17 protein-coding genes are annotated in these 21,531 nt (G+C 71.3%); 3 read left to right on the top strand and 14 right to left on the bottom strand.

The genetic code is table 11. The features are described from left to right. Window positions 1-130 precede the first annotated feature (130 nt). Entirely contained in the window at window positions 131-844 is a 714-nt protein-coding gene (locus AC5L36_RS21055; protein WP_441215345.1) for a nucleotidyltransferase domain-containing protein, read from the top strand. A 68-nt stretch (window positions 845-912) separates the two neighbouring features. Here the strand turns inward: AC5L36_RS21055 and AC5L36_RS21050 are convergent, their stop codons facing one another. The 10 genes from AC5L36_RS21050 to AC5L36_RS21005 form a co-directional block, all read right to left on the bottom strand. Then, window positions 913-1,626 (bottom strand): VIT1/CCC1 transporter family protein, encoded by a 714-nt coding sequence (locus AC5L36_RS21050; RefSeq protein WP_441215344.1) that lies wholly within the window; start codon window positions 1,624-1,626, stop codon window positions 913-915. Continuing rightward, on the bottom strand, window positions 1,623-2,480 hold the full coding sequence (gene map, locus AC5L36_RS21045; protein WP_441215343.1) for a type I methionyl aminopeptidase: 858 nt from the start codon (window positions 2,478-2,480) through the stop codon (window positions 1,623-1,625). Before map ends, AC5L36_RS21050 begins: the two co-directional genes overlap by 4 nt. A 31-nt stretch (window positions 2,481-2,511) precedes the next feature. Then, window positions 2,512-3,222 (bottom strand): gamma-glutamyl-gamma-aminobutyrate hydrolase family protein, encoded by a 711-nt coding sequence (locus AC5L36_RS21040; RefSeq protein WP_441215342.1) that lies wholly within the window; start codon window positions 3,220-3,222, stop codon window positions 2,512-2,514. 11 nt (window positions 3,223-3,233) lie between these two features. Beyond that, window positions 3,234-3,908, bottom strand: coding sequence for a gamma-glutamyl-gamma-aminobutyrate hydrolase family protein (locus AC5L36_RS21035; protein WP_441215341.1), 675 nt, complete (start codon window positions 3,906-3,908; stop codon window positions 3,234-3,236). Window positions 3,909-4,280: 372 nt separating this feature from the next. Further along, the gene (locus AC5L36_RS21030) at window positions 4,281-5,045 is read right to left on the bottom strand and encodes a 3-oxoacyl-ACP reductase (RefSeq protein WP_441215340.1); all 765 of its coding nucleotides are present in this window, start codon (window positions 5,043-5,045) and stop codon (window positions 4,281-4,283) included. Window positions 5,046-5,055: 10 nt separating this feature from the next. Continuing rightward, window positions 5,056-6,411 (bottom strand): aldehyde dehydrogenase family protein, encoded by a 1,356-nt coding sequence (locus tag AC5L36_RS21025; protein WP_441215339.1) that lies wholly within the window; start codon window positions 6,409-6,411, stop codon window positions 5,056-5,058. Continuing rightward, complete coding sequence (locus AC5L36_RS21020; protein WP_441215338.1) at window positions 6,408-7,781, bottom strand: glutamine synthetase family protein; 1,374 nt, start codon at window positions 7,779-7,781, stop codon at window positions 6,408-6,410. Before AC5L36_RS21020 ends, AC5L36_RS21025 begins: the two co-directional genes overlap by 4 nt. Window positions 7,782-7,819: 38 nt before the next feature. After that, complete coding sequence (locus AC5L36_RS21015; RefSeq protein ID WP_441215337.1) at window positions 7,820-8,740, bottom strand: FadR/GntR family transcriptional regulator; 921 nt, start codon at window positions 8,738-8,740, stop codon at window positions 7,820-7,822. 15 nt (window positions 8,741-8,755) lie between these two features. Next, the gene (locus AC5L36_RS21010) at window positions 8,756-10,327 is read right to left on the bottom strand and encodes an amino acid permease (RefSeq protein WP_441215336.1); all 1,572 of its coding nucleotides are present in this window, start codon (window positions 10,325-10,327) and stop codon (window positions 8,756-8,758) included. A gap of 15 nt (window positions 10,328-10,342) precedes the next feature. After that, window positions 10,343-11,245, bottom strand: a complete 903-nt coding sequence (locus tag AC5L36_RS21005) for a choline/ethanolamine kinase family protein (protein WP_494908713.1) — start codon at window positions 11,243-11,245, stop codon at window positions 10,343-10,345. Window positions 11,246-11,400: 155 nt separating this feature from the next. Here AC5L36_RS21005 and AC5L36_RS21000 point away from each other — a divergent pair, with 155 nt between their 5' ends. Both AC5L36_RS21000 and AC5L36_RS20995 read left to right on the top strand, forming a co-directional pair. After that, window positions 11,401-13,812, top strand: a complete 2,412-nt coding sequence (locus AC5L36_RS21000) for a GcvT family protein (protein ID WP_441215334.1) — start codon at window positions 11,401-11,403, stop codon at window positions 13,810-13,812. 121 nt (window positions 13,813-13,933) lie between these two features. Beyond that, window positions 13,934-14,650: a cellulose binding domain-containing protein gene (locus AC5L36_RS20995; RefSeq protein WP_441215333.1), complete on the top strand. Its 717-nt coding sequence runs from the start codon at window positions 13,934-13,936 to the stop codon at window positions 14,648-14,650. Window positions 14,651-15,326: 676 nt separating this feature from the next. Here AC5L36_RS20995 and AC5L36_RS20990 read toward each other — a convergent pair. The 4 genes from AC5L36_RS20990 to pcaF all read right to left on the bottom strand — a co-directional run bounded on the left by AC5L36_RS20990 (window position 15,327) and on the right by pcaF (window position 21,531). Continuing rightward, on the bottom strand, window positions 15,327-17,216 hold the full coding sequence (locus AC5L36_RS20990) for a serine/threonine protein kinase (protein WP_441215332.1): 1,890 nt from the start codon (window positions 17,214-17,216) through the stop codon (window positions 15,327-15,329). 109 nt (window positions 17,217-17,325) lie between these two features. Then, the gene (locus tag AC5L36_RS20985; RefSeq protein ID WP_441215424.1) at window positions 17,326-19,452 is read right to left on the bottom strand and encodes a putative bifunctional diguanylate cyclase/phosphodiesterase; all 2,127 of its coding nucleotides are present in this window, start codon (window positions 19,450-19,452) and stop codon (window positions 17,326-17,328) included. 36 nt (window positions 19,453-19,488) lie between these two features. Beyond that, window positions 19,489-20,295: an SAM-dependent methyltransferase gene (locus tag AC5L36_RS20980; protein WP_441215331.1), complete on the bottom strand. Its 807-nt coding sequence runs from the start codon at window positions 20,293-20,295 to the stop codon at window positions 19,489-19,491. Window positions 20,296-20,337: 42 nt separating this feature from the next. Then, window positions 20,338-21,531 carry a 3-oxoadipyl-CoA thiolase gene (gene pcaF, locus AC5L36_RS20975; RefSeq protein ID WP_441215330.1) on the bottom strand — a complete coding sequence of 398 codons (1,194 nt, stop codon included), beginning with the start codon at window positions 21,529-21,531 and terminating at the stop codon, window positions 20,338-20,340.

The following is a 21,531-nucleotide window of genomic DNA, read 5'->3' as shown; positions in this document are numbered from 1 at the left end:
CCCACCCGGGTCCGCCGGGCGCCAGGATCGTAAGCATGATGCGATGGGCCGGTCCGACATAGGGTGGGTCGGAGGGAAACAGCAACGCAGCGCTACCGCACCGCCACAGTGATGCCGGAGAATGATCGCCGTGGCGGAGCCAAACCCGTACCTCGCCAATCCCCGTTGGGTCGTGGCGGACCAGGTGGCCGATGCGGCCCGACGGCGATACCCGGCCGGCGTGTTGGCGATCGGGGTGCACGGTTCGCTGGCACACGGCGACGACACCGACACGAGCGACGTCGACATGGTCGTCGTCACCTACAAGGCGGGCGCCGGGCCGCGGCCGGTCACCCGGCGGGTGGACGGGATCCTCGTCGACCTCGGCGTGGTGGCCGCGGAGGAGTACCTCCAGCACGCCCGCACGCTCTCGACCTCGTGGCCGGTAGCCGCCGACCGGTACGTGACGACGCGCGCGATCTACGACCCGAACGGTTGGCTGGAGCGGCTCCGCGACACCCACCTGGGGCGGCTGGCGGAGGCGAAGTCGCTGGAGTTCACGACGCTGGCTCGTGAGGCGTGGTGCCGGGCCTCCTCGGCGCACGCGCGGGCGGTCCGGCTCACCCAGTGGTACGAGACGGACGCCGCGATGCTGACGATCGGCGAGGCGCGGCTCTCGGCGGCGATGGTGGTCGGGCTGCTGACCCGCACGTACTTCCGCAACAGCGCCGACGCGGTCAAGCGCACCGGACTGGCCGGCGTCGACATGACCGAGCTCGGCCTCATCCTGCGCGACCAGGCCAAGGAGCTGGCCAACAGGGGCCGCCCGGTCGACGCGACGGTGAGCCAGATATTCGACGCCTAGCACGGCCGCCTGGGTTGGGCCTTTGGGTCGCGGAGGCTGGACGCTCCGTCCCACCCGGACGCACCGCGCTAGGCGGCGTTGACGCCGATCAGGCTGCCGATCAGGTAGGTGGCGGCGGCCGCCGCGGCGCCGAGCAGGAGCTGGCGCAGGCCGCTGCCCCACCACGAGCGGTTGGTGAAGCGGGCGACGAGCGCGCCGGCCACGAAGAGCCCCACACCGCCGACCCCGAGCGCCAGCCACAGCTGGTCGAAGCCGAGCAGGTAGGTGACCAGCGGCACCAGCGCGCCGACCGAGAAGCACACGAACGAGGAGACGGCCGCCGTCCACGGGCTGGGCCGCTCGTCCGGGTCGACGCCGAGCTCTTCGCGGGCGTGAAAACGCAGCGCCTCCTCCGGGTTGCGCTTGAGCACGGCGGCGACCTCCTCGGCCAGCTCGCGGGGCAGGCCGCGGGAGGTCCAGGTCTCCACCAGCTCGCGCGCCTCGGCGTCCGGAAAGCGCTGGAGCTCCCGCCGCTCCTTGGCGACCTCGGCGGCCACCTGCTCGTTTTGCGTGCGCACGCTGGTGTACTCGCCGAGGCCCATCGAGATCGCGCCGGCGACGAGCCCGGCCACGCCGGTGAGCACGATGTTCCGCGACGAGACCCCGCCGCCGCCCACGCCCGCGATCAGCGCGATGTTGGTGACGAGGCCGTCCATCGCGCCGAACACCGCCGGGCGCAGCCAGCCGCCGGATACGTCGGCGTGGTGGTGTGGGTCGAGCGCGGCCGGGCGGTCGGCCGTCACGGCAGGGTCAGGATCTCGTGCCCGTCGTCTGTCACCACGATCGTGTGCTCGAACTGCGCGGTCCACTTGAGGTCTTTGGTCACGACCGTCCAGCCGTCGCGCCACATCGTGTACTCGTGGGTGCCCAGCGTGATCATGGGCTCGATGGTGAAGGTCATGCCCGGCTCCATGACCACGTCGAGCCGCGGGTTGTCGTAGTGCGGCACGTACAGGCCACTGTGGAACGCCTCGCCGATGCCGTGCCCGGTGAAGTCGCGCACGACCCCGTAGTCGAACCGGCGCGCGTACGCCTCGATGACCCGGCCCACGGCGTTGAGCGGGCGGCCGGGCGCGACCGCGCGGATGCCCCGCATCATCGCCTCGTGCGTGCGCTCGACGAGCAGCCGCGCCTCCTCGGAGACGTCGCCCACGAGGAAGGTGGCGTCGGTGTCGCCGTGCACCCCGCCGATGAACGCGGTCACGTCGACGTTGATGATGTCGCCGTCTTCCAGCACGGTGGAGTCCGGGATGCCGTGGCAGATCACCTCGTTGAGGCTGGTGCAGCACGACTTCGGAAAGCCCTTGTAGCCGAGTGTCGACGGGTAGGCGCCGTGGTCGCAGAGGAACTCGTGGACGACCTTGTCGATCTCGTCGGTGGTCACGCCCGGCTTGCAGTGCTCGCCGGCGAGCTGGGTCGCCTGGGCGGCGAGCCGGCTGGCCACCCGCATCTTGTCGATCGTCTCGGGTGTCTGCACGTGCGAGCCACGCCACTCCTTGGGCCGCTTTTTCCCCACGTACTCCGGGCGGGGGATGTTGGCTGGCACCTGGCGCCACGGCGAGATCTGGCCTGGCACGAGTGGGGCACGGACACTCATGGCCTCCACCCTAGCGCCGGCCGCGGCCGCCTTACCGCAACGCCAACTTACGGGCGTTGGCCGCCTCCACGAAGGCCTCGAAGACGCGGAAGTCGTCGGTGTCCTCGGGGTGCCACTGCACACCGAGGACGAAGGTGCGGCTCGGATCCTCCACCACCTCGATCAGATCGTCACCCGGGCACCAGCCGACCGGTGTGAGCCCGCCCGGGTCGCGGACCCCCTGATGGTGGTACGAGTTGACGGTCACCTCGTCGCCGAGGATCGCGTGTGCGCGGGAGTGCGGCAGCAACCGCACCGGGTGGTGGCCGAACTTGGGGCCGCTCACCGGCCGGTGGCCGTCGTGGCCGAGCACGTCGGGCAGGTGCTGGTGCAGCCGCCCGCCGTACGCCACGGCCATCAGCTGCATGCCCCGGCAGATGCCGAGCACGGGCAGGTCGGCGGCGACCGCCGCGCGGAGCAGGAGCAGCTCGGCGGCGTCTCGCTGGGGCTTGACCTTGGTGGCGGGGTGGGCCGGCTCGCCGAAGAGCGCGGGGTCGACGTCGGAGCCGCCGGTGAACATGATGCCGTCGATGCCGTCGAGGACGTCCGCGTCGGGCGCGTCCGGGGTGATCAGGACCGCCCGGCCCCCGCTTTCGTGTACCGCGTGGACGTACGACAGCGGCAGCACGGCGGAAAAGGTGTCATTGACCCCAAAGCGCGCATCCTCGGCATATGTCGTCAAACCAATCAGAGGCCGCCCCATAACGCCACAACCTATCGTGCGGCGTCCACCAGAGCCTGGAACGGCCGGATGTCGCCGTCCGACTCCGGGTGCCACTGGATACCCAGCAGGAACGGGCGCGACGGGTCCTCGACCGCCTCGATCGTGCCGTCGTCGGCCCAGCCGGTGACCGTGAGCCGCCCGGGGTCGGCGACTCCCTGGTGGTGGTACGAGTTGACCTCGCCGTCGCCCTCCATGATCCGGTCGACCAGGCTGCCGCGCACGAAGCGGGCGCCGTGCGAGCCGTACACGCCGGGCGCGGGGCGGTGCTTGTCGTGCCCCACCACGTCGGGCAGGTGCTGGTGCAGCCGCCCGCCGTACGCGACCGCCATCAGCTGCATGCCCCGGCACACGCCCAGGATCGGCAGGTCGGCGCCGGCCAGCGCGAACTCGCCCGCGTCCCGCTCGATACGAGGGCTGTCGGTGCGCGGGTCGGCCGGCGCGCCGTAGCGTGCGGGGTCGAGGTCGGGGCCGCCCGCGAGGACCAGGCCGTCGAGAACGCGCACGACCTCGGCGCCGGAAGGGTCGGGCGGGATCACGATCGCCCGCCCGCCGGCCGCCTCGACCGCGCGCACGTACGAGTACGGGAGGAGGGCGGCCGGTACGTCGTGCCACACGCCCCAGGCGGCGGGCTCCACGTACGAGGTGATACCGATGATCGGCCGCATCAGATTATTTCTACCCTAGATCGGCTCCTCTACCCCAGAGACTTTCCGTCGGGGTTACGTCTGTTCGACGTTGCCCAAGGCAGATTTTGTCCCGGGTCCGTGTCACCTGCGGACCGCCGCTCCCGCCGGAGACCGCGCAGGCCGGCGGCTCGCGGGGCGAGCCGAGATCCCCGACCTCCGCTGCCACGTCCGCGGTGCAAGCCCTCCGATGGAGCGCGGTGATCGTTCGCCACCATCGACGAGCGCAACCCAATCTGGGCAAGGAGATCGGCTGACCTTCCCTGGGGTGACCACCCCAGGGAAGCAGAGCAAAGCGGCGCGCACAACCGCCCTGGCCGGGCCCGCGCAGGGCCGGCGCGGCCGGAAAGCTCCCTAGATCGGCGTCACGTACGCCCCGGTGATCCCTCCGTCGACCACGAACTGGGACGCGGTGACGAACGACGCGTCGTCGCTGGCCAGGAACGCGACCGCGGCGGCGATCTCCTCCGGCTGGGCGAACCGCCCCATCGGCACGTGCACCAGGCGCCGGGCGGCCCGCTCCGGGTCCTTCGCGAACAGCTCCATGAGCATCGGCGTCGCCACCGGCCCGGGGCAGAGCGCGTTGACCCGGATCCCCTCGCGGGCGAACTGCACGCCGAGCTCGCGGCTCATCGCGAGCACCCCGCCCTTGCTCGCTGTGTACGCGATCTGGCTGGTCGCCGCACCCATGATCGCGACGAACGACGCGGTGTTGATGATCGAGCCCTTGCCCTGCCGCCGCATGTGCGGGATCGCGTACTTGCAGCAGAGGTAGACGCTCGTGGTGTTGACCTTGATCACCCGCTCCCACGCCTCCAGCCCGGTGACCAGGATCGAGTCGTCGTCGGGCGGCGAGATGCCGGCGTTGTTGAACGCGACGTCCACCCGCCCGTGCCGCTCCACCACGCCGTCGAAGAGCTCGCGCACGGTCGCCTCGTCGGTCACGTCGCAGGCGACGAACTCGCCGGCCACCTCGGTGGCGACCGCCTTGCCGCTCGCCTCGTCGACGTCCACGCAGACCACCAGCGCGCCCTCGGCGTGCAACCGCCGGGCGGTGGCCAGCCCGATCCCGCTTCCCGCCCCGGTCACGACCGCGACACGGCCGGCAAGACGCTCCATCCCACACTCCTTACGCTGCGATGAACACGTTCTTGACATCGGTGAAGGCGTGCAGCGCGTCGGGGCCGAGCTCGCGGCCGAGCCCGGACTGCTTCATGCCGCCGAACGGGGTCCAGTAGCGCACCGAGGAGTTGGAGTTGACGCTCAGGTTGCCCGACTCCACGCCGCGCGCCACCCGGATGGCCCGCCCCACGTCGCGGGTCCAGATCGAGCCGGACAGGCCGTACTCGGTGTCGTTGGCGAGCCGGATCGCGTCGGCCTCGTCGTCGAAGGGCAGCACCGACACGACCGGCCCGAAGATCTCTTCCCGCCAGTGGCGCTCGGCCGGCGAGTCGGCGAGCAGCACGGTCGGCGCGTACCAGAAACCGTCCCCGCCGGGTGCGGAGCCGGTGAACGCGACCTTCGCACCGTCTACATAGGAGGATACGGTGGCTCGCTGCCCAGCCGAGATGAGCGGGCCCATCTGCGCGGTCTCCAGCGCCGGGTCTGCCACCCGGAAGGCCCGCACCGCCGGCTCCAGCAGCGCCAGGAACTCGTCGTACGCCGAACGCTGGACGAGGATCCGGGAGCGCGCGCAGCAGTCCTGGCCGGCGTTGTCGAAGACCGCGGCCGGGGCGGCGGCGGCCGCCGCGGCGAGGTCGGCGTCCGCGAAGACGACGTTGGCGCTCTTGCCGCCGAGCTCCAGCGTCACCCGCTTGACCTGCTCCGCGCAGCCCGCCATGATCCGCTTGCCCACCTCGGTGGACCCGGTGAAACACACCTTGCGCACCGCGGGATGGGTCACGAACCGCTCCCCCACGACCGACCCTTTCCCCGGTACGACCGTGAAGACGCCCTCCGGCAGGCCAGCCTCCAGGGCCAGCTCGCCGAGTCTCATCGCGGTCAACGGGGTCAGCTCGGCCGGCTTGAGCACCACCGTGTTGCCGGCGGCCAGCGCGGGCGCGAAGCCCCAGCCGGCGATCGGCATCGGAAAGTTCCACGGGACGATCACCGCGACGACGCCGAGCGGCTCGTGAAACGTCACGTCGAGCCCGCCGGGCACCGGGATCTGGCGCCCGGTCAGCCGCTCCGGCGCGCCCGCGTAGTAGTCGAGCACGTCGCGGACGTTGCCCGCCTCCCAGCGGGCGTTGCCGATCGTGTGGCCGGCGCTGGTGACCTCCAGCCGGGCCAGCTCCTCCAGATGCGCGTCGACCACCGCGGCGAAGCGCCGCAGCAGCCGGGCCCGGTCGCCGGGCGAGACCTGGCGCCAGGAATCGAACGCCCCCCTCGAGCGCTCGATGGCGGCGTCGGTCTCCTGGGTCGATGACGACGGGACCGTCGCCACGACCCGCCCGGTCGCCGGGTTGAGCACATCTGTCGTCGTCACAGCCGTTCGAACCCCCGGTGCAGCTCCCAGTCGGTCACAGCGGCGTCGAAAGCGGCCAACTCGACGCGCGCGTTGTTGGCGTAGTGGGCGACCACGTCGTCCCCGAACGCCGCGCGCGCGACCGCGGAAGTCTCCCACAGACCGACCGCGTCGCGCAGTGAGGACGGCACCCGGGGTGCGGCGGCGTCCTCGTATGCGTTACCGCCGTACGCCTCTTCGAGGTCGAGCTCGTTTTCGAGGCCATACAGCGCCCCGGCCACGAGCGCGGCGATCGCCAGGTACGGGTTGACGTCCGCGCCCGGCACCCGGTTTTCCACCCGCAGCGAGTGGCCGCCGTGGCCGACCAGCCGCAGCGCGCAGGTGCGGTTGTCGGTGCCCCAGCGCACGGCCGTCGGGGCGAACGAGCCGGGCTGGTAGCGCTTGTACGAGTTGATGTTGGGGGCGTAGAAGAGGCTCAGCTCGCGCATCGTGGCGAGCAGGCCGGCGAGCGTCCGCTGCCCGGTCTCGGAGAGATGCCCGGGCCCGTCGCCGACCATCGCCGCGCCGCCCGCGGGCGTACGCAGCGAGAAGTGGATGTGGCAGGAGTTGCCCTCGCGCTGGTTGGGCTTGGCCATGAAGGTGATCGACATACCCTCCTGCGCCGCGATCTCCTTCGACCCGTTCTTGTAGATCACGTGGTGGTCGGCACAGGTGAGCGCGTCCGCGTACCGGAACGCGATCTCGTGCTGACCGAGGTTGCACTCGCCCTTGGCACTCTCCGGCACCAGCCCGGCCCCGTGCATCTCGTTGCGGATGCGGCGCAGCAGCGGCTCGACCCGGGCGGTGCCGAGCAGCGAGTAGTCGATGTTGTAGAGGTTGGCCGGGTTGAGGTCGCGGTAGCCGCGGCGCTGCGCCTCCTCGTAGGAGTCGCGGTAGAGCACGAACTCGAGCTCGGTGCCGGCGTACGCGGTCAGCCCGTGCGCGGCGAGGCGATCGAGCTGGCGGCGCAGGATCTGCCGCGGCGAGGCCACGACGTCGCCGGAGCCGTCGAGCCAGTGAAGGTCGGCCAGCAGCATCGCGGTGCCGGGCTGCCAGGGCACCCGGCGGAGCGTGGAAAGGTCCGGCGCCATCGCGAAGTCGCCGTAGCCACGCTCCCAGGACGACATCGCGTATCCGTCCACTGTGTTCATGTCGACGTCGACGGCGAGCAGGTAGTTACACCCCTCGCTGCCGTGCGTGACCACCTCGTCGAGGAAGTAGCGGGCGTGGAACCGCTTGCCTTGCAGGCGCCCCTGCATGTCGGTGAGCGCGAGCACCACCGTGTCGATCTGACCGGCGTCGACCGCCACGCGCAGCTCTTCCAGCGAGAGTGCCGGCCTGCCTGCCGTCATGAGAGCGCCTCCGGAAAAGGTCTATTGCTATACCAATATCAGGTCAAGAGTCCGAGCAACAGCTCCGCGGTGCCGTCGCAGTGCTCCTCCATCAGCGAGCGGGCCGCGGCCGGGTCGCCGGCGAGGATCGCGTCGACGACCCGGGTGTGCTGATCGTCCGAGTGGTCCAGGTTTCGCTTGATGACCGGGATCGCGGCCAGCAGCCGGTCGAGCGTGAGCTGCACGTCGGCGACCGCCGCCGTCAGCGACGGGCTGCCGCTCGCCGCCGCGATAGCCAGGTGCAGCCGCGAGTCGGCCACCCGCCGCGTGGCCGGGTCGCGGTCGCGGGACGCGGTGAGGCAGGCCACCAGGTGCTGGCGGTCGGCCGCCGCGAGCGCCCGGCTGGCGGCCAGCCCAGCCGCGCCCGGCTCCACCACCCGCCGGAAGTCGAGCGCGTCGTGCAGGGTGTCGCCCATCTCCCGGGCCAGGTCGGCCGCCGTGCCACGCCGGGCCAGCGGGGTGACGGCGGCCGCCGCCACCGACTTTCGGCCGGGCCGACCACGGGGCGGGCTGGACCCGGAGTTGGACGCCGAGCGCCCCGTCCGGATCGAGCCGGCATCCGGGGCCGACGCGAGCGGAGCGAGCCGACCCGCAGAGCCCCGCGGCGGGACGGGTGGCCGCCCCGCTCGCGAGACCACGAACGTGCCGCCGGTGCGGCCCCGGCGCGACTCGAGATAGCCCGCCTCCCGCAAGGCCCGGATGGCCTCGCGCAGCGTGACCCGGCTGACCTGGAGCTTTTCGGCGAGCTCGCGCTCGGCCGGCAGCCGCTCTCCCTCGGCCACCATCCCGAGCTTGATCGCCTGGGCCAGCCGGGACACCGTGATCTCGAACGCGTTGCCGCCGCGCACGGGTCGCCACAGGGGCATGCTCCGGCTGCTGGACTCCTGTCCGGTCAGCGCGGCGACCCCGTCGCTCGGCATCGATCACCCCTAGCGCTAGGCCGGCTGATCCGCGGAGACCTCCGGCTCGTCGATAGTACGGCGCGGACCGGTGAACCACTTGCGGGCCGAGGCGTACCACCACACCGCCACGAGGAGCAGCAGGCCGCCGACCGCGATGGGCGCGTAGTTGACCGACGACCAGCTGAAGTCGTCGTTGCCGGGCACGCCCGCGGGGACGATCGGCATGATGAAGTACAGCGAGATCACCGCGATCTCGATGACCGCGATCCAGCCGAGCACCTTGTACTTGCGGCCCAGCGTCCACGGGCCGGGCACGAAGCGGTCGCCCATCCGCAGCCGCAGCGCGATCGGGATGAGGAACGCCAGGTACAGGCCGATGACCGCCACCGAGACGACAGCGTAGAACGCGACCGGGATGCCGGCCGGACTCTGGTACAGCGCCGGGAGGGTGAGGATCAGGCCCGCGACGGTGGCGCCGATGATGGCGTTGACCGGCGTGCCGTTGCGGTCCACCTTGGACCACATCCGCCAGCCGGGGATCGCGCGGTCGCGGCTGAACGCGTACGTCATCCGGGACATGCTCGTCACGCAGCTCATGCCGCAGAAGAACTGCCCGATGGTGGAGATGATGATGACGGCCTTGAAGAAGAACGGCGTGAGCGCGCTCTCGAAGATGGCGCCGGAGAAGCCGCCCGCCTCGTTGACCGCGTCCACGTTGGTCGCCGCGAAGAGGAACGACAGCAGCAGGATCCAGCCGCCGATCGCGGAGTAGAAGATGGACCGCCACAGCCCCTTCGCGGCCGCCGTCGACGCGCCCCTGGTCTCCTCGGAGACGTGCGCGCAGGCGTCGAAGCCGGTGATCGTGTACTGGGTGAGCAGGAAGCCCAGCGGCAGGATGTAGAACCAGAACGTCAGCCCGTTGTTGTCGCCACCGGCGAAGCCCGAGTTGTTGAACTTCTCGGTGAAGACGAACTGCATGCTCTGGTGGTTGTCCGGCACGAAGACGAGGATCAGCACGACCGCGGCCGCGCCGACCACGTGCCACCACACCGAGACGTTCTGGAGGATGTCGATGATCTGGTGGCCGAAGATGTTGATGATCCCGTGCAGCGTCAGGATGATCACGAAGAGCAGGAACGCCTGGTTGAGCGTGCCGGCCCAGCCCTCGAAGAGCGCCGAGAGGGTCAGGTTGAGGAACGTCGCGCAGCCGTAGTCGACCGACGCGGTCACGGCGACGAGGCCGATGAGGTTGAGCCACCCGGTAAACCAGCCGTGCACCGGCTTGCCCATCTTCGAGGCCCACCAGTAGATGCCGCCCGCCGTCGGGTACGCCGACACGAGCTCGGACATGCAGAAGCCGATGATCAGGATGAAGATCGAGATGAGCGGCCAGCCCCAGCTGATCGCGATCGGGCCGCCGTTGTTCCACGCCTGGCCGAACGTCGTGAAGCAGCCGGCCAGGATCGAGATGATGGAGAACGAGATGGCGAAGTTGGAGAAGCCACTCCACTTGCGACGCAGCTCCTGCTTGTAACCGAGTTCGGCGAGGCGATGGGCGTCGTCGTCCATGGGGTGCTCGGCCGTCGCCGGCACGGTGGTTGCCATAAGGGTCTCCCTTGTCTACGGATGGAGGGAGGACGTGCGGCCGGCGGCCGCCCGCAGGAGCCGGCCCAGGTCCGGTGCATCCATGTCCCGGCAGGCCTGGCCCCACTTGTCGGCCGCCTCGGCCCAGTAGTCGAATGTGGACTCCGGATCGCGCAGCAGGCCGTGATGCACGGTGAACCACAACGTCCAGGTGACGTTGGAGAGCAGGAGGTTCAGCCGTACCCGGGCGACCAGCGCGGGCGTGGTCTCGGCGCCGAAGTAGGCGGCGGTGAGGTCCGCCACCTGGTCCGGGTCGAAGTCGGCCTCGGCCGCGATGTCGCCCAACTCGAAGGTCGGGTCGTTGTTTCCGGACAGCTGGTAGTCGACGATCCGGATGGCGCCGGCCACGTCGATGAAGTTTTCCGCCAGCAGGTCGTTGTGGCAGGGCACGGTCGGCATCGGGATGACACCGAGCGCCGCGCGCACGTGCTCCACCGTGGACAGCCGCTCGAGGTAGCCGTCGGGCAGCGGCAGGTCGTGGTGGCGGCACACGTCCAGCAGTTCGTAGAGCTTGCCGATGATGTCGAACTCGTTGCCGAAGCGAGGCCCGGCGTGCAGCCGCTTGCAGGCGGACGCGATGCGGGGGATCGAGGCCGGCTCCCGCACCGACGCCGGGTCGAGCGTGCGCCCCGGCAGAAACTCGAGCACCAGTGCGGGCAGGTCGGGGAGCACCTCGTAGACCCGTGCGCCGGCGCCCGACTCCGCCGCCAACCGGGTATTTTCGATCTCCAACGGCGGGGGCACCCCCAACCCCGCCGCGGAGACCGCGGGCTCGAGCACGCGCAGCACGTAGCTGCGGCCCCTCACGTCGACCCGCCAAATGTGGTGCGAAAGGCCGCCCGTCAGCGGCCTGTGGGTGACCGGCTGGCCAGACCACATCGCGACGCGCCCCAGCACGTCTTCGACATGGACCGTCCGTGCACCCATGGCTGAGTTTCAGCCCGTGGGATGAGAAGCGTCAATACACGCCAGGTTACGTTTTGAGTGGCCGCTCAGCTCTTTTGGTCTGACCAATTAGGTGATACGACTCACGTGTGCGGACTGATGCGCGGGTCGTCGTGGTCGGTGGCGGGGTGGCCGGATGCAGCGTCGCGTACCACCTGGCCCGGCTCGGCTGGACCGACGTGGTGGTGCTGGAGCAGCACGAGCTGACCGAGGGCACCACGTGGCACTCGGCCGGTTTCGTCGGCCAGCTCCGCTCCACCATCAGCCAGACCCGCATGATCATGTACTCCTCGTCGCTCTACGCCGAGCTGCGCGAGCGCACCGGGCTCGACCCCGGCTGGCGGGGCGTCGGCGGGCTGCGGCTGGCCACCACGGTGGAGCGCGAGGAGGAGCTGCTGCGCCAGGTCAGCGCCGCCACCACGTACGGGCTGGAGATGGAGCTGCTCTCCCCCGCCGAGACCCGCTCGCTCCTGCCCATGCTCGACGTCTCCGACGTGCGGTCGGCCGGCTGGCTGCCCGGCGACGGCTACCTGCGGCCCGAGCCGCTCGCCGCCGCGCTCGCCGCCGGCGCGCACCAGCTCGGCGTCGAGTTCCACACCGGGGTGAGGGTCACCGGCGTCGAGGTCGAGCGCGGCCGGGTGCGGGCGGTGCTGACCGACCAGGGTCGCGTCGCCACCGAGGTGGTGGTCGACGCGGCCGGCGCGGCGGCCGGCCACGTGGGGCGCCTCGCCGGGGTCGCGATCCCGATCGTGCCGATCAAGCACCAGTACGTGGTGTCGTCCCCATTGGACGCCCCGGACGTGCCCGGCATCCCCACCGTGCGCGATCCCGACCACATCGTCTACTTTCGCGGCGAGGGCGACGGGCTGCTGGTCGGCGGCTACATCCGCACGCCCGACGTGTGCTGGCCGGCGGCCGGCGAGGCGCCGCTCTCGACCGCCCGCACCCTCTTCCCGCCGGACCTGGCGAAGTTCGGGGAGTCGTGGGGCAACGCCCGCCGCCGCGTGCCGGCGCTCCGCACGGCCGAGATCGCCCGGGTGGTGCACGGGCCGGAGGCGTTCACGCCGGACGGCGAGTTCCTGCTCGGCGAGACCTCGGTGCGCGGCTTCTGGGTGGCGGCGGGCTTCTGCGTGCACGGCCTCGCGGCGGCCGGCGGCGTCGGCAAGGTGCTGGCGGAGTGGATTGTGGACGGCCAGCCGGAATTCGACGTGTCCCATATGGATATCCGCCGCTTCGGCGCGCACGCCGCGAGCCGCTCGTGGGCCACCGCCAAGGCGCTCGACGCGTACTCCCGCTACTACGACGTCGTCTACCCGTACACGGAGTGGTCCGCCGGCCGTCCCCTGCGCCGCTCCGCCACCTGGCCCCGCCTCGAGCCGCTCGGCGCGGCGCTGGGCGAGAAGGCCGGCTGGGAGCGGGTCAACTGGTTCGGCTCACCCCCCGGCTTCGTGCCCTCGGCGCCGCGCCCCGCCGGCTGGGCCGGGCAGGTCTGGTCACCGGCCATCGAGGCGGAGTGCCGCGCCACGACGGAGGCGGCCGGCCTCTTCGACCAGTCGTCCTTCGCGAAGCTCGACGTGCGCGGTCCGGTCTCCTTCCTCCAGCGGATGTGCGCGGCCGATGTGGACCGTCCGGTGGGGACGGTGGTCTACACCCAGCTCCTCAACGCCCGCGCCGGCATCGAGGCCGACCTCACCGTCACCCGGCTCGGCGAGGCACACTTCCGGGTCGTGACCAGCACCGCCTCGGGCGTGCGCGACCTGGCCTGGCTGCGCCGCCACGCGCCCGAGGGCGTCACCGTCGACGACGTCACCGCCGCGTACGGCTGCCTGTGCCTGTGGGGCCCGGCCGCCCGCGACGTCCTCCAGCCGCTGGTCGACGAGGCGCTCGACTTCCGCTTCATGCGCGCCCGCCACCTGACCGTGGGCCCGGTGCCGGTGCTGGCCCAGCGGGTCACGTTCGTCGGCGAGTACGGGTGGGAACTCTACGCGCCGACCGACTACACGCTGACGCTGTGGGACCTGCTGCTGTCCACCGGCGCCCCGTCCGGCCTGGCACCGGCCGGCTACCGGGCGATCGACGCGATGCGGCTGGAGAAGGGATACCGCGTCTGGGGCTCCGACATCACGCCGGAGACCACACCGGACGAGGCCGGCCTCTCGTTCGCCGTCCGGATCGAGACCGACTTCCTCGGCCGCGACGCCCTGCTGGCGGCCCGCGCGGCCGGCGGACCGGAGCGCCGGCTGCGCTGCCTTGTGCTCGACGACCCGCGCACGGTCTGCCTCGGCACCGAGCCGGTCCGCGTCGACGGCCGCCCCTGTGGCCGCGTCACCTCCGGCGGCTACGGCTACCGCGTCGGCGCCTCCATCGCGTACGCGTACCTGCCGTCCACAGTGGAGATCGGCGCGAAGGTCGAGGTCGGCGTATTCGGCTCCTGGCAAAGCGCCGAGGTCCGCGACGAGCCCCTCTTCGACCCCGCCAACACCCGCGTCCGCGGCAGCTGACCAACTGAGCCGCGACAAAGCCCACATTGACATCTCTTGGCCGAACTTCCCGTAAGGCGCCTTTCCGCTTCCTCCCTACACACCTGGTGAGAGGCAACCACACGGACATACATTCATTTACATGTATCTAGAGCTTGGGTGCCGTGCTTTGATCGCGGCGCTCGCCGGGGCACTTGCCGTGGTCGCGCCCGCCACCGCGGCACACGCGGCGGCCGGTTGTGAGGTCACCTACACCATGCAACCCTGGCCTACCCCCGGCTTCCTCGCCTCCGTCCAACTCCGGAACACCGGCGACCAGCCGTGGAACGGGTACACCGTCGACTTCCGGTTCACCGGCAACCAAACCGTCACGGGCCTGTGGCACCAGACCTGGAGCCAGGCCGGCCAGTCGGTCACCGCTCGCAGCGCGACCTGGGAATCTCCCGTGCAGCCCGGACAGGCCGCGTACCTCGGCTTCACCGCGTCGTACTACGGCACCAACAATCCGCCAATCGACTGGCGGGTCAACGGCGTGCCATGCAGCACGCCGGACGCGCCCGCCGTCGTCGCCGACCGCAACTACGTCGATGTCCTGGAGGGCACCGGCCAAGGGTTCAGCGTGCGGCTGAGCCATCCGCCCTCGGGCTGGGCGATGCTGCACATGTCGTCCTCGGGCACGGGCGTCTGGGCCACGCCGCCGTCCATCGTCTACTTCTCACCGGCGGACTGGAACTACCGCCTCATCACCGTGATGAGCGCGCAGGACGCCGACACGGTCGACGACCGAGTGGTGTTCACGCTCTCGGTGGACGGGTACGCCCCCACCACCGTCACCTTCCAACAGATCGACGACGACTAGAGACCTTCCGGTGTCAGCGTGGTGCCTGCCTTTCTTGAGCCCAATTTCGAGAATGTGAGCTACCGCGATGCCCGTCGTGGTCCAGACCGCTGCTCCCGCGGCCTCACCCGTCCGCCGCAGGTCGCGCTCACCCCGTCGGGCCGCCGCGACGGTCGCTGTTCGTCCACAATGTCTGCTCCCGGGTCGGCGCTCCGGGAAGGCTGCGGATTTTCGTCGCCGCCGGTAACCGCCGCGGGGGTGTGAGCGGCGCGAGATCCCAGATCTCGGAGAGTTAAGGCGCTATTTCAACCCCAACTCTCCTAGATCTCGAAGTCCCGACCCATGAGCTGGTAACGCCGCGTCAGGACGGCGGAGATAGGCCCCGCGAAGCCCCCTTCGGGGCTTGTCCCGCGGACCTGGCAGTGGACGGCCGGGGATCTCGGCTCGCCCCGCGAGCCGCCGGCCGGGAACGGTGCCCGCGGGAGCATACGGTCTCCAGCTGACGCGGACGGGGGAAATCTGCCGGAGCGCCGCCACGCGCGTAACCCCAACTCCGAAAGGTCTATATAGGCGGCGGTCGACGGTTCAACGGCCCCGTGGGTAGGTGGCCACTATAGGGAAGCAGAGCAAAGGGAACCGCGCGCACAGCCATCTCCCCGGTCGGCATGGCCTGCCACGGCGCCGGGTGGGCGTCGCCTCAGCCCTGGAACGCGCGGACCTCGACGTCGTTGAAGGCGACCGTGAACGGTGGCTGGTGGTTTGGGGTTTCGGGGTAGATGCCGAGCACCACCCGTCCCTCGGCGAACGTCTCGTCCGTCACGGTGCCGACCTGCTGGCCGTCGCGTTCCAGGGTGATGGTCGTGCCCTGCATCGAGACGCCCACGCGGGTCGGGGTGTCCAGCGCGATCGGCGTCGTGAACCCCATCGAGCGCAGCACCCGCACGGTCGTGCCGTCGTCGACGCCGTGCGTGCCGACGTAGAAGCCCTCCGGGCAGACGCGCACGATGTAGCCGGCCGCCTTCACGAAGCGGAACCACATCGCGGCGCAGGCGCCTTCGCTGCGGAGCCGCACGTCGACCGTCATCGAGAAGTCGGTGAGCTGGTCCATCGGGCCGGGGCAGCGGTAGGGGCCCTGCTTGCCGCGGGTGATCACCAGCGCGTCCTCGAAGGTGCAGGTGGTGAGCTGGGTCTTGTCGTCGCGCAGCTGCCACAGCCGGGGCGAGGTCAGCGGGTCCTGTGCGACCAGCTCGCTGGGCCGTGGGGAGCCGGTGGTCGGTGCCGCCGTCGGCGGCGCGGTGGTCGAGGGCGACGGGGCCGCACCGGACGAGCCGCCGCCGTCGAAAGGCAGCTTGCCGGTGGCGATGCCGGCCACGGTCAGCGAGGTGACGAGCACCGCGATGGCCATGGCCACGTTCGCGAAACGGCCCCATTTGCTGCCGCCCCGACCCGCCGGCGCGTGCGGTGGGGCCGGGACCGGGGCGGTCGGTGGGACCGGAGCGGCCGGGACCGCGACGGCCGGCGTCACAGCCGCCGGCAAAGCGGGCGAAACGGGCGCGACAAGGGCGGTTGGCTGGTTGGAGGGGGTCACCTCGGTCGGGCCGGCGGCGAGCGTGCCCAGGTCCGGTGGCACGGCGGCCGCGGTCAGTGCCCCCTCCGGCCGCTGGTGGGTGGCCGCCTGGGCCTCCTCGGCCGCGACGAGCAGGCCGGGCTGCTGTGCCAGCGCGGCGGCCATCGCGGGCGGCCGGTCCGGGCCGGCGACGAGCAGCATGTCGAGCAGTTCACGCGAGGTGGGGCGGAGGGACGGCTCTTTGGCGAGCGTCCGCTCGACGAGGTCGCGCAGCGGCGGCACGAGGCCGGTCAGGTCGGGCGGCTGGGTCAGGATGCGGGCGGCGACCACCGGCGGCGAGTCGGCCGCGAAAGGTGTGTGGCCGGTGCCCGCGTAGGCCAGGACGGCGCCCCAGGCGAAGACGTCCGCCGCGGGCGTGATGACCGAGCCGGCGTCAGACCCGAAGCGCTCCGGCGCCATGTACGCCACGGTGCCCAGCCACTGGTTCGTCGCGGTGTGGTGGCTCGTCGCCTCGACCGCCCGCGCGATGCCGAAGTCGATGACCTTCGGGCTGCCCGGTGCCAGCAAGACGTTGCTGGGCTTGAGATCCCGGTGGATGACGCCGGCGCCATGGATGGCCGTGAGCGCGGTCGCCATGCCGATCGCCAGCGCGTGCAGATTGGCCGGGCTGAGCGGTCCCCGCTCCGCGACCACGGCGGAGAGGCTGGGCCCGTCGACGTACTCGACCACGAGGTACGGGCGCTCGTGGTCCGGGTCGGCGTCGAGCACCTCCGCCGTGCAGAAGGGCGGCACCTGCCGCGCCCTGTTGACCTCACTGCGGAAGCGGCGGCGGAACTCCTCGTCGACCTCCAGGTCGGCGCGGATCATCTTGATCGCCACCTGGCGCCCGTCGGACGCGCGGGCGAGGTAGACCACGCCCATGCCGCCCTCGCCGAGCCGCCCCACCAGCTCGTACCGCCCCAGCTTTCGCGGGTCGCTCTGGCGCAACGGCGCAGCACGCGACCCCTGATCCCCGCTCATTTCCCCGATCCCCCCAGTCACGGCCCCGCCTCCACGAGACCGACAAACCACGCGACATGATTCCACCCGACCGGCGATCACGACAGTCCCCCGACGCAGATCTGCCTGTTCAGCGGGTTGACCGCAACCTGGCCGTGATGTCTCCGGCCGATGTGGCGCCGCCGAAGAGCAGGCCCTGGCCGGTGTCGCAGTCCAGCGCCCGCAGCAGGTCGGCCTGCTGGGCGGTCTCCACCGCCTCCGCCGTCACGGTCAGGCCCAGCGCGTGCGCCAGCCGCACCAGCGCGTCGACGATCCGCTCGTCGGCCATGCTCGCCGAGTCGACGAGGTCGCCCGAGCGCAGCCCTTCGATGAACGGCCCGGCCAGCTTGAGCGAGTGGATCGGCAGCCGGCGCAGGTAGGCCAGGTTGGAGTAGCCCGTGCCGAAGTCGTCGATCGCGATCCGCACGCCGGTCGCGGCCAGCCCGCGCAGCGACCGCACCGGCTCACCGGCGGTGGGCATCACCGCGCTCTCGGTGAGCTCCAGCTGGAGCTGGGCGGCCGGGAACCCGGTGCGGTCCAGCACCTCGGCCACCTCCTCGACGATGCCGGGCGCGTTGGCCTGGCGCACGGCGAGGTTGACGCTCACCACCAGCCGCGCCTCGGGAAACTCGCGGTGCCACCGCGCGCCCTGCGCGCACGCCTGCTCCAGCACCCACCGTCCAAGTCGGACGATCATGCCGGTCTCCTCGGCCAGACCGATGAACCGGTCCGGCGGCACCATCCCCAGCTCCGGGTGGCGCCACCGCACGAGCGCCTCGACCGCGCGCAGCCGCCCGCTCTCCAGGCCCACGATCGGCTGGTATTCCAAAGTGAACTCACCCCGGTCGAGCGCGCCGGGCAGTGCGGCGGCGAGTGCGGCGCGGGCCAGCTGGTGTGCGCCGCGCACCGGGTCGAACAGCGACCAGCGGCCGCGCCCGTCGGCCTTCGCCCAGTAGAGCGTGGTGTCGGCCGCCTTCATCACCTCGGTGGGGCTGGTGCCGTGTACCTCGCGCTCGACGATGCCGATGCTGGCCGTCACTGAGAGCGGCTGGTGCGAGTCGATCTTCACGGGCTCGGCCACCGCCGCCAGCGCCGCCTCGGCCACCTCGATGGCCGCGTCGGTGCCGCCCGAGTCCTCGACCAGGATCACGAACTCGTCGCCGCCCATCCGCGCCACGAGGTGCCCGCGCGCGGACACCGAGGCGGCCAGCCGTCGCGCCACGACCACCAGCAGCTCGTCGCCCACGTAGTGGCCGAGGCTGTCGTTGACCGCCTTGAAGCCGTCGAGGTCGAGGAAGCAGACGCCGACCCGGCGCGCCGCTCCGTCGAAGACCGCGGCCAGGCGTTCGAAGAAGAGCGTGCGGTTGGGCAGCCCGGTGAGCGGGTCGTGCAGCGCCTGGAAGCGGAGGCGCTCCTGGAGCTCGTACCGGTCGGTGATGTCCTCGACCATCGCCACGGTGAAGCGCGGCTGCCCGTCCTCGTCGCGGATGAGCGACACGGCGAGGTCGGTCCAGAGGATCGTGCGGTCCTTGCGGTAGTAGCGCTTTTCCACCCGGACGCCGTCGCGCTTGCCCTCGATCATCTCCTTGTACATGTCCCACATGCCCGGCCCGTCGTCCGGGTAGAACAGCTCCGCGACGTTGATCTCGCGCATCTCTTCGACGGTGTAGCCGAGCATGTCGGCGAACGCCTGGTTGACGTCGATGATCCGCCCGTCCATGTCGGCGATGCCGATGCCGATGGCCGCGCCCGCGAAGACCGCCCGGAAGCGCGCCTCGCTGGCCCGCAGGTCCTGCTCGATCTGGTTGCGCGCCGACCAGACCGCGCGGCCGATGCGTTCCTGCTGGGTGAACGTCCGGTCGCGCAGCCCGCGCGCGTATCCGGCCGCCAAAGCGGCCTGGAGGGCCACCGCCCGGTCGGCGAACCTCTCGGTGTGCTCGGGCACGACGAGCCGCAGGAACCACCGCCCGAACGTGAGCAGCGTCTGATCGAGGAACTCCGGCGCGGTGAAGTGCACGTCGACGAGCGCGCGGCCGACGGTGTGCGCGGGCGCGGTGCTGAACGGCTCGGTCACGAGCGCCTCGGCCAGCAGCGTCGTGTGGTTGTGCAGCATGCGCTCGGTCTCGTCCGGGCTCATCGGCACATAGCCGAGCGCCGCCCCGGCACGCGCCCACAGGTGCGCGTACCGCTCGACTCCCTCCCTGCTGACCCGGTCGATCGTCGCCCTCCCGCAGCCTTGGCGGCGCCCCTCGACCTAGCCGGCCCGGCCGACGCCCCCGAAGGCGCCGAACCGCTCCGGATGCTCGTCTACATCTCCCGGCGACTCCGGCCGCCACAGCGGCAGGTGCACGAGCCCGGGGTCGACGAGCGCGAAGTCACCGAAGTAGGACGAGATCTCCGCGTGCGAGCGCAGCGTGATCTCGGTGGCGGTGCGTTTGGAGAGCTTTTGCGCGTCGAGCATCTCCTGCGGCTGGTCCTCGTAGGTCGAGTGGGAGATGACCAGGAAGCTGCCCGGCCCGACGGCGGCGCGCAGGCTCGCGATCACCTCGGCCGGACGGTCGGCGTCGGGCAGGAAGTGCACGACACCCGCGAGCAGCACCGCGATCGGGCGGTCGAAGTCGAGCAGGGCTTGCTTTCGGGTATCGGCGAGGATCCGCTCCGGGTCGCGCAGGTCCCCTTCGAGCACCACGGTCTGCTCGTCACCCTCCAAAATGGAGCGACTGTGCATGACCGCCACGGGGTCGACGTCGACGTACACGACGCGCGACGCCGGGTTGGCCGCCCGGGCCACCTCGTGCACGTTGCCCACGGTGGGGATGCCCGAGCCGATGTCGAGGTACTGGTCGACGCCTTCGGCCGCGATGTATCGCACCGCCCGCCGCAGAAACGCCCGGCCGGCCCGCATCGTGTCGGCGAGGTTGGGCGTGAGGCTGGCGATCTGCTCGGCGAGCTGGCGATCGACCTCGAAGTTGTGCGCCCCACCGAGGAAGTAGTCGTACACTCGGGCCGCGCTGGGGCGGCTCATGTCGATGTCCGACGAAAGATCGCGCGGTTGCTCCATGATCCGCCTTTGGGGTGAGACAAGTTCGCGATCACACTACCGCTAGGGCGCCTCCAGCAGCAGAGAGATCCCCTGGCCAACGCCGATGCACATGGTGCACAACGCCCGGCGCGCCCCACGTTGTCCCAGCTCGACCGCCGCCGTCAGAGCGAGCCGCGCACCGCTCGCGCCCAGTGGGTGACCGAGAGCGATCGCGCCGCCGTTGGGGTTGACGTGCTCGGCGTCCGCGGGCAGCCCGAGCTCGCGGAGCACGGCCACCGCCTGCGCGGCGAACGCCTCGTTGAGCTCGACCACATCGACGTCCGCCAGCCCCAGGCCGAGCCGGTCGAGCAGCTTGCGGGTGGCCGGCACCGGGCCAATCCCCATGATCCGCGGCGGCACGCCGGCCGCCGCGGCGCCGGTCACCCGGGCGAGCGGGGTCAGCCGGTACTTGTCGACCGCTTCCTCGCTCGCCAGCAGCAGTGCCGCCGCGCCGTCGTTGACCGGCGAGGCGTTGCCCGCCGTGACCGTGCCACCGGCCCGGAACGGCGTGGGCAGCGCGGCCAGCTTTTCCAGCGACGTCTCCCGCGGCGGCTCGTCGACGTCGACGGTCTTGGTGGCGCCCCGACCGGCCGGCACGTCGATCGGCGCGATCTCCAGCGCCAGGCGGGCCCGCGCCTTGGCCGCCCGCTCCTGCGACCGCAGCGCGAACTCGTCCTGCGCCTCCCGGCCGACGTCGAACTCCGCGGCCACGTTTTCCGCCGTCTCGGGCATCGAGTCGATGCCCCAGCCGTCGCGCATCAGCTTGTTGACGAACCGCCAGCCGATCGTCGTGTCGAAGATCTCCGCGGTACGGGAGAACGCGCTCGCCGCCTTCGGCATCACGAACGGCGCCCGGCTCATGCTCTCCACGCCCCCGGCCACCACGAGGTGCGCCTCGCCGGCCCGGATCGCGCGCGCGGCCGTGGCCACCGCGTCGAGGCCGGACCCACAGAGGCGGTTGACCGTGGAGCCGGAGACGTGCTCGGGCAGCCCGCCGAGCAGCACGGCCATCCGCGCCACGTTGCGGTTGTCCTCGCCGGCCTGGTTGGCGCAGCCGAGCACCACGTCGTCGACGGCCGCCCAGTCGACGGACGGCAGCTTGCCGGTCAGCGCCCGAACGACATGCGCCGCCAGGTCATCCGGCCGCACACCCGACAGCGCCCCGCCATATTTTCCGAACGGTGTACGAACACCGTCGACGATGAACGCCTCCAT

Source organism: Phytohabitans sp. LZ39 (assembly GCF_059359075.1).
This window is presented reverse-complemented; position numbering and strand designations above follow the sequence as displayed.

Excerpts from the sequence above, each read along its gene's own strand:
- map (WP_441215343.1), bottom strand. The coding sequence starts at position 2,480 with ATGAGTGTCCGTGCCCCACTCGTGCCAGGCCAGATCTCGCCGTGGCGC.
- AC5L36_RS21040 (WP_441215342.1), bottom strand. The coding sequence starts at position 3,222 with ATGGGGCGGCCTCTGATTGGTTTGACGACATATGCCGAGGATGCGCGC.
- AC5L36_RS21020 (WP_441215338.1), bottom strand. The coding sequence starts at position 7,781 with ATGACGGCAGGCAGGCCGGCACTCTCGCTGGAAGAGCTGCGCGTGGCG.
- AC5L36_RS20995 (WP_441215333.1), top strand. The coding sequence starts at position 13,934 with ATGTATCTAGAGCTTGGGTGCCGTGCTTTGATCGCGGCGCTCGCCGGG.
- pcaF (WP_441215330.1), bottom strand. The coding sequence starts at position 21,531 with ATGGAGGCGTTCATCGTCGACGGTGTTCGTACACCGTTCGGAAAATAT.
- AC5L36_RS20990 (WP_441215332.1), bottom strand. The coding sequence starts at position 17,216 with ATGAGCGGGGATCAGGGGTCGCGTGCTGCGCCGTTGCGCCAGAGCGAC.
- AC5L36_RS20980 (WP_441215331.1), bottom strand. The coding sequence starts at position 20,295 with ATGGAGCAACCGCGCGATCTTTCGTCGGACATCGACATGAGCCGCCCC.
- AC5L36_RS21005 (WP_494908713.1), bottom strand. The coding sequence starts at position 11,245 with ATGTGGTCTGGCCAGCCGGTCACCCACAGGCCGCTGACGGGCGGCCTT.
- AC5L36_RS21010 (WP_441215336.1), bottom strand. The coding sequence starts at position 10,327 with ATGGCAACCACCGTGCCGGCGACGGCCGAGCACCCCATGGACGACGAC.
- AC5L36_RS21015 (WP_441215337.1), bottom strand. The coding sequence starts at position 8,740 with ATGCCGAGCGACGGGGTCGCCGCGCTGACCGGACAGGAGTCCAGCAGC.
- AC5L36_RS21030 (WP_441215340.1), bottom strand. The coding sequence starts at position 5,045 with ATGGAGCGTCTTGCCGGCCGTGTCGCGGTCGTGACCGGGGCGGGAAGC.
- AC5L36_RS21035 (WP_441215341.1), bottom strand. The coding sequence starts at position 3,908 with ATGCGGCCGATCATCGGTATCACCTCGTACGTGGAGCCCGCCGCCTGG.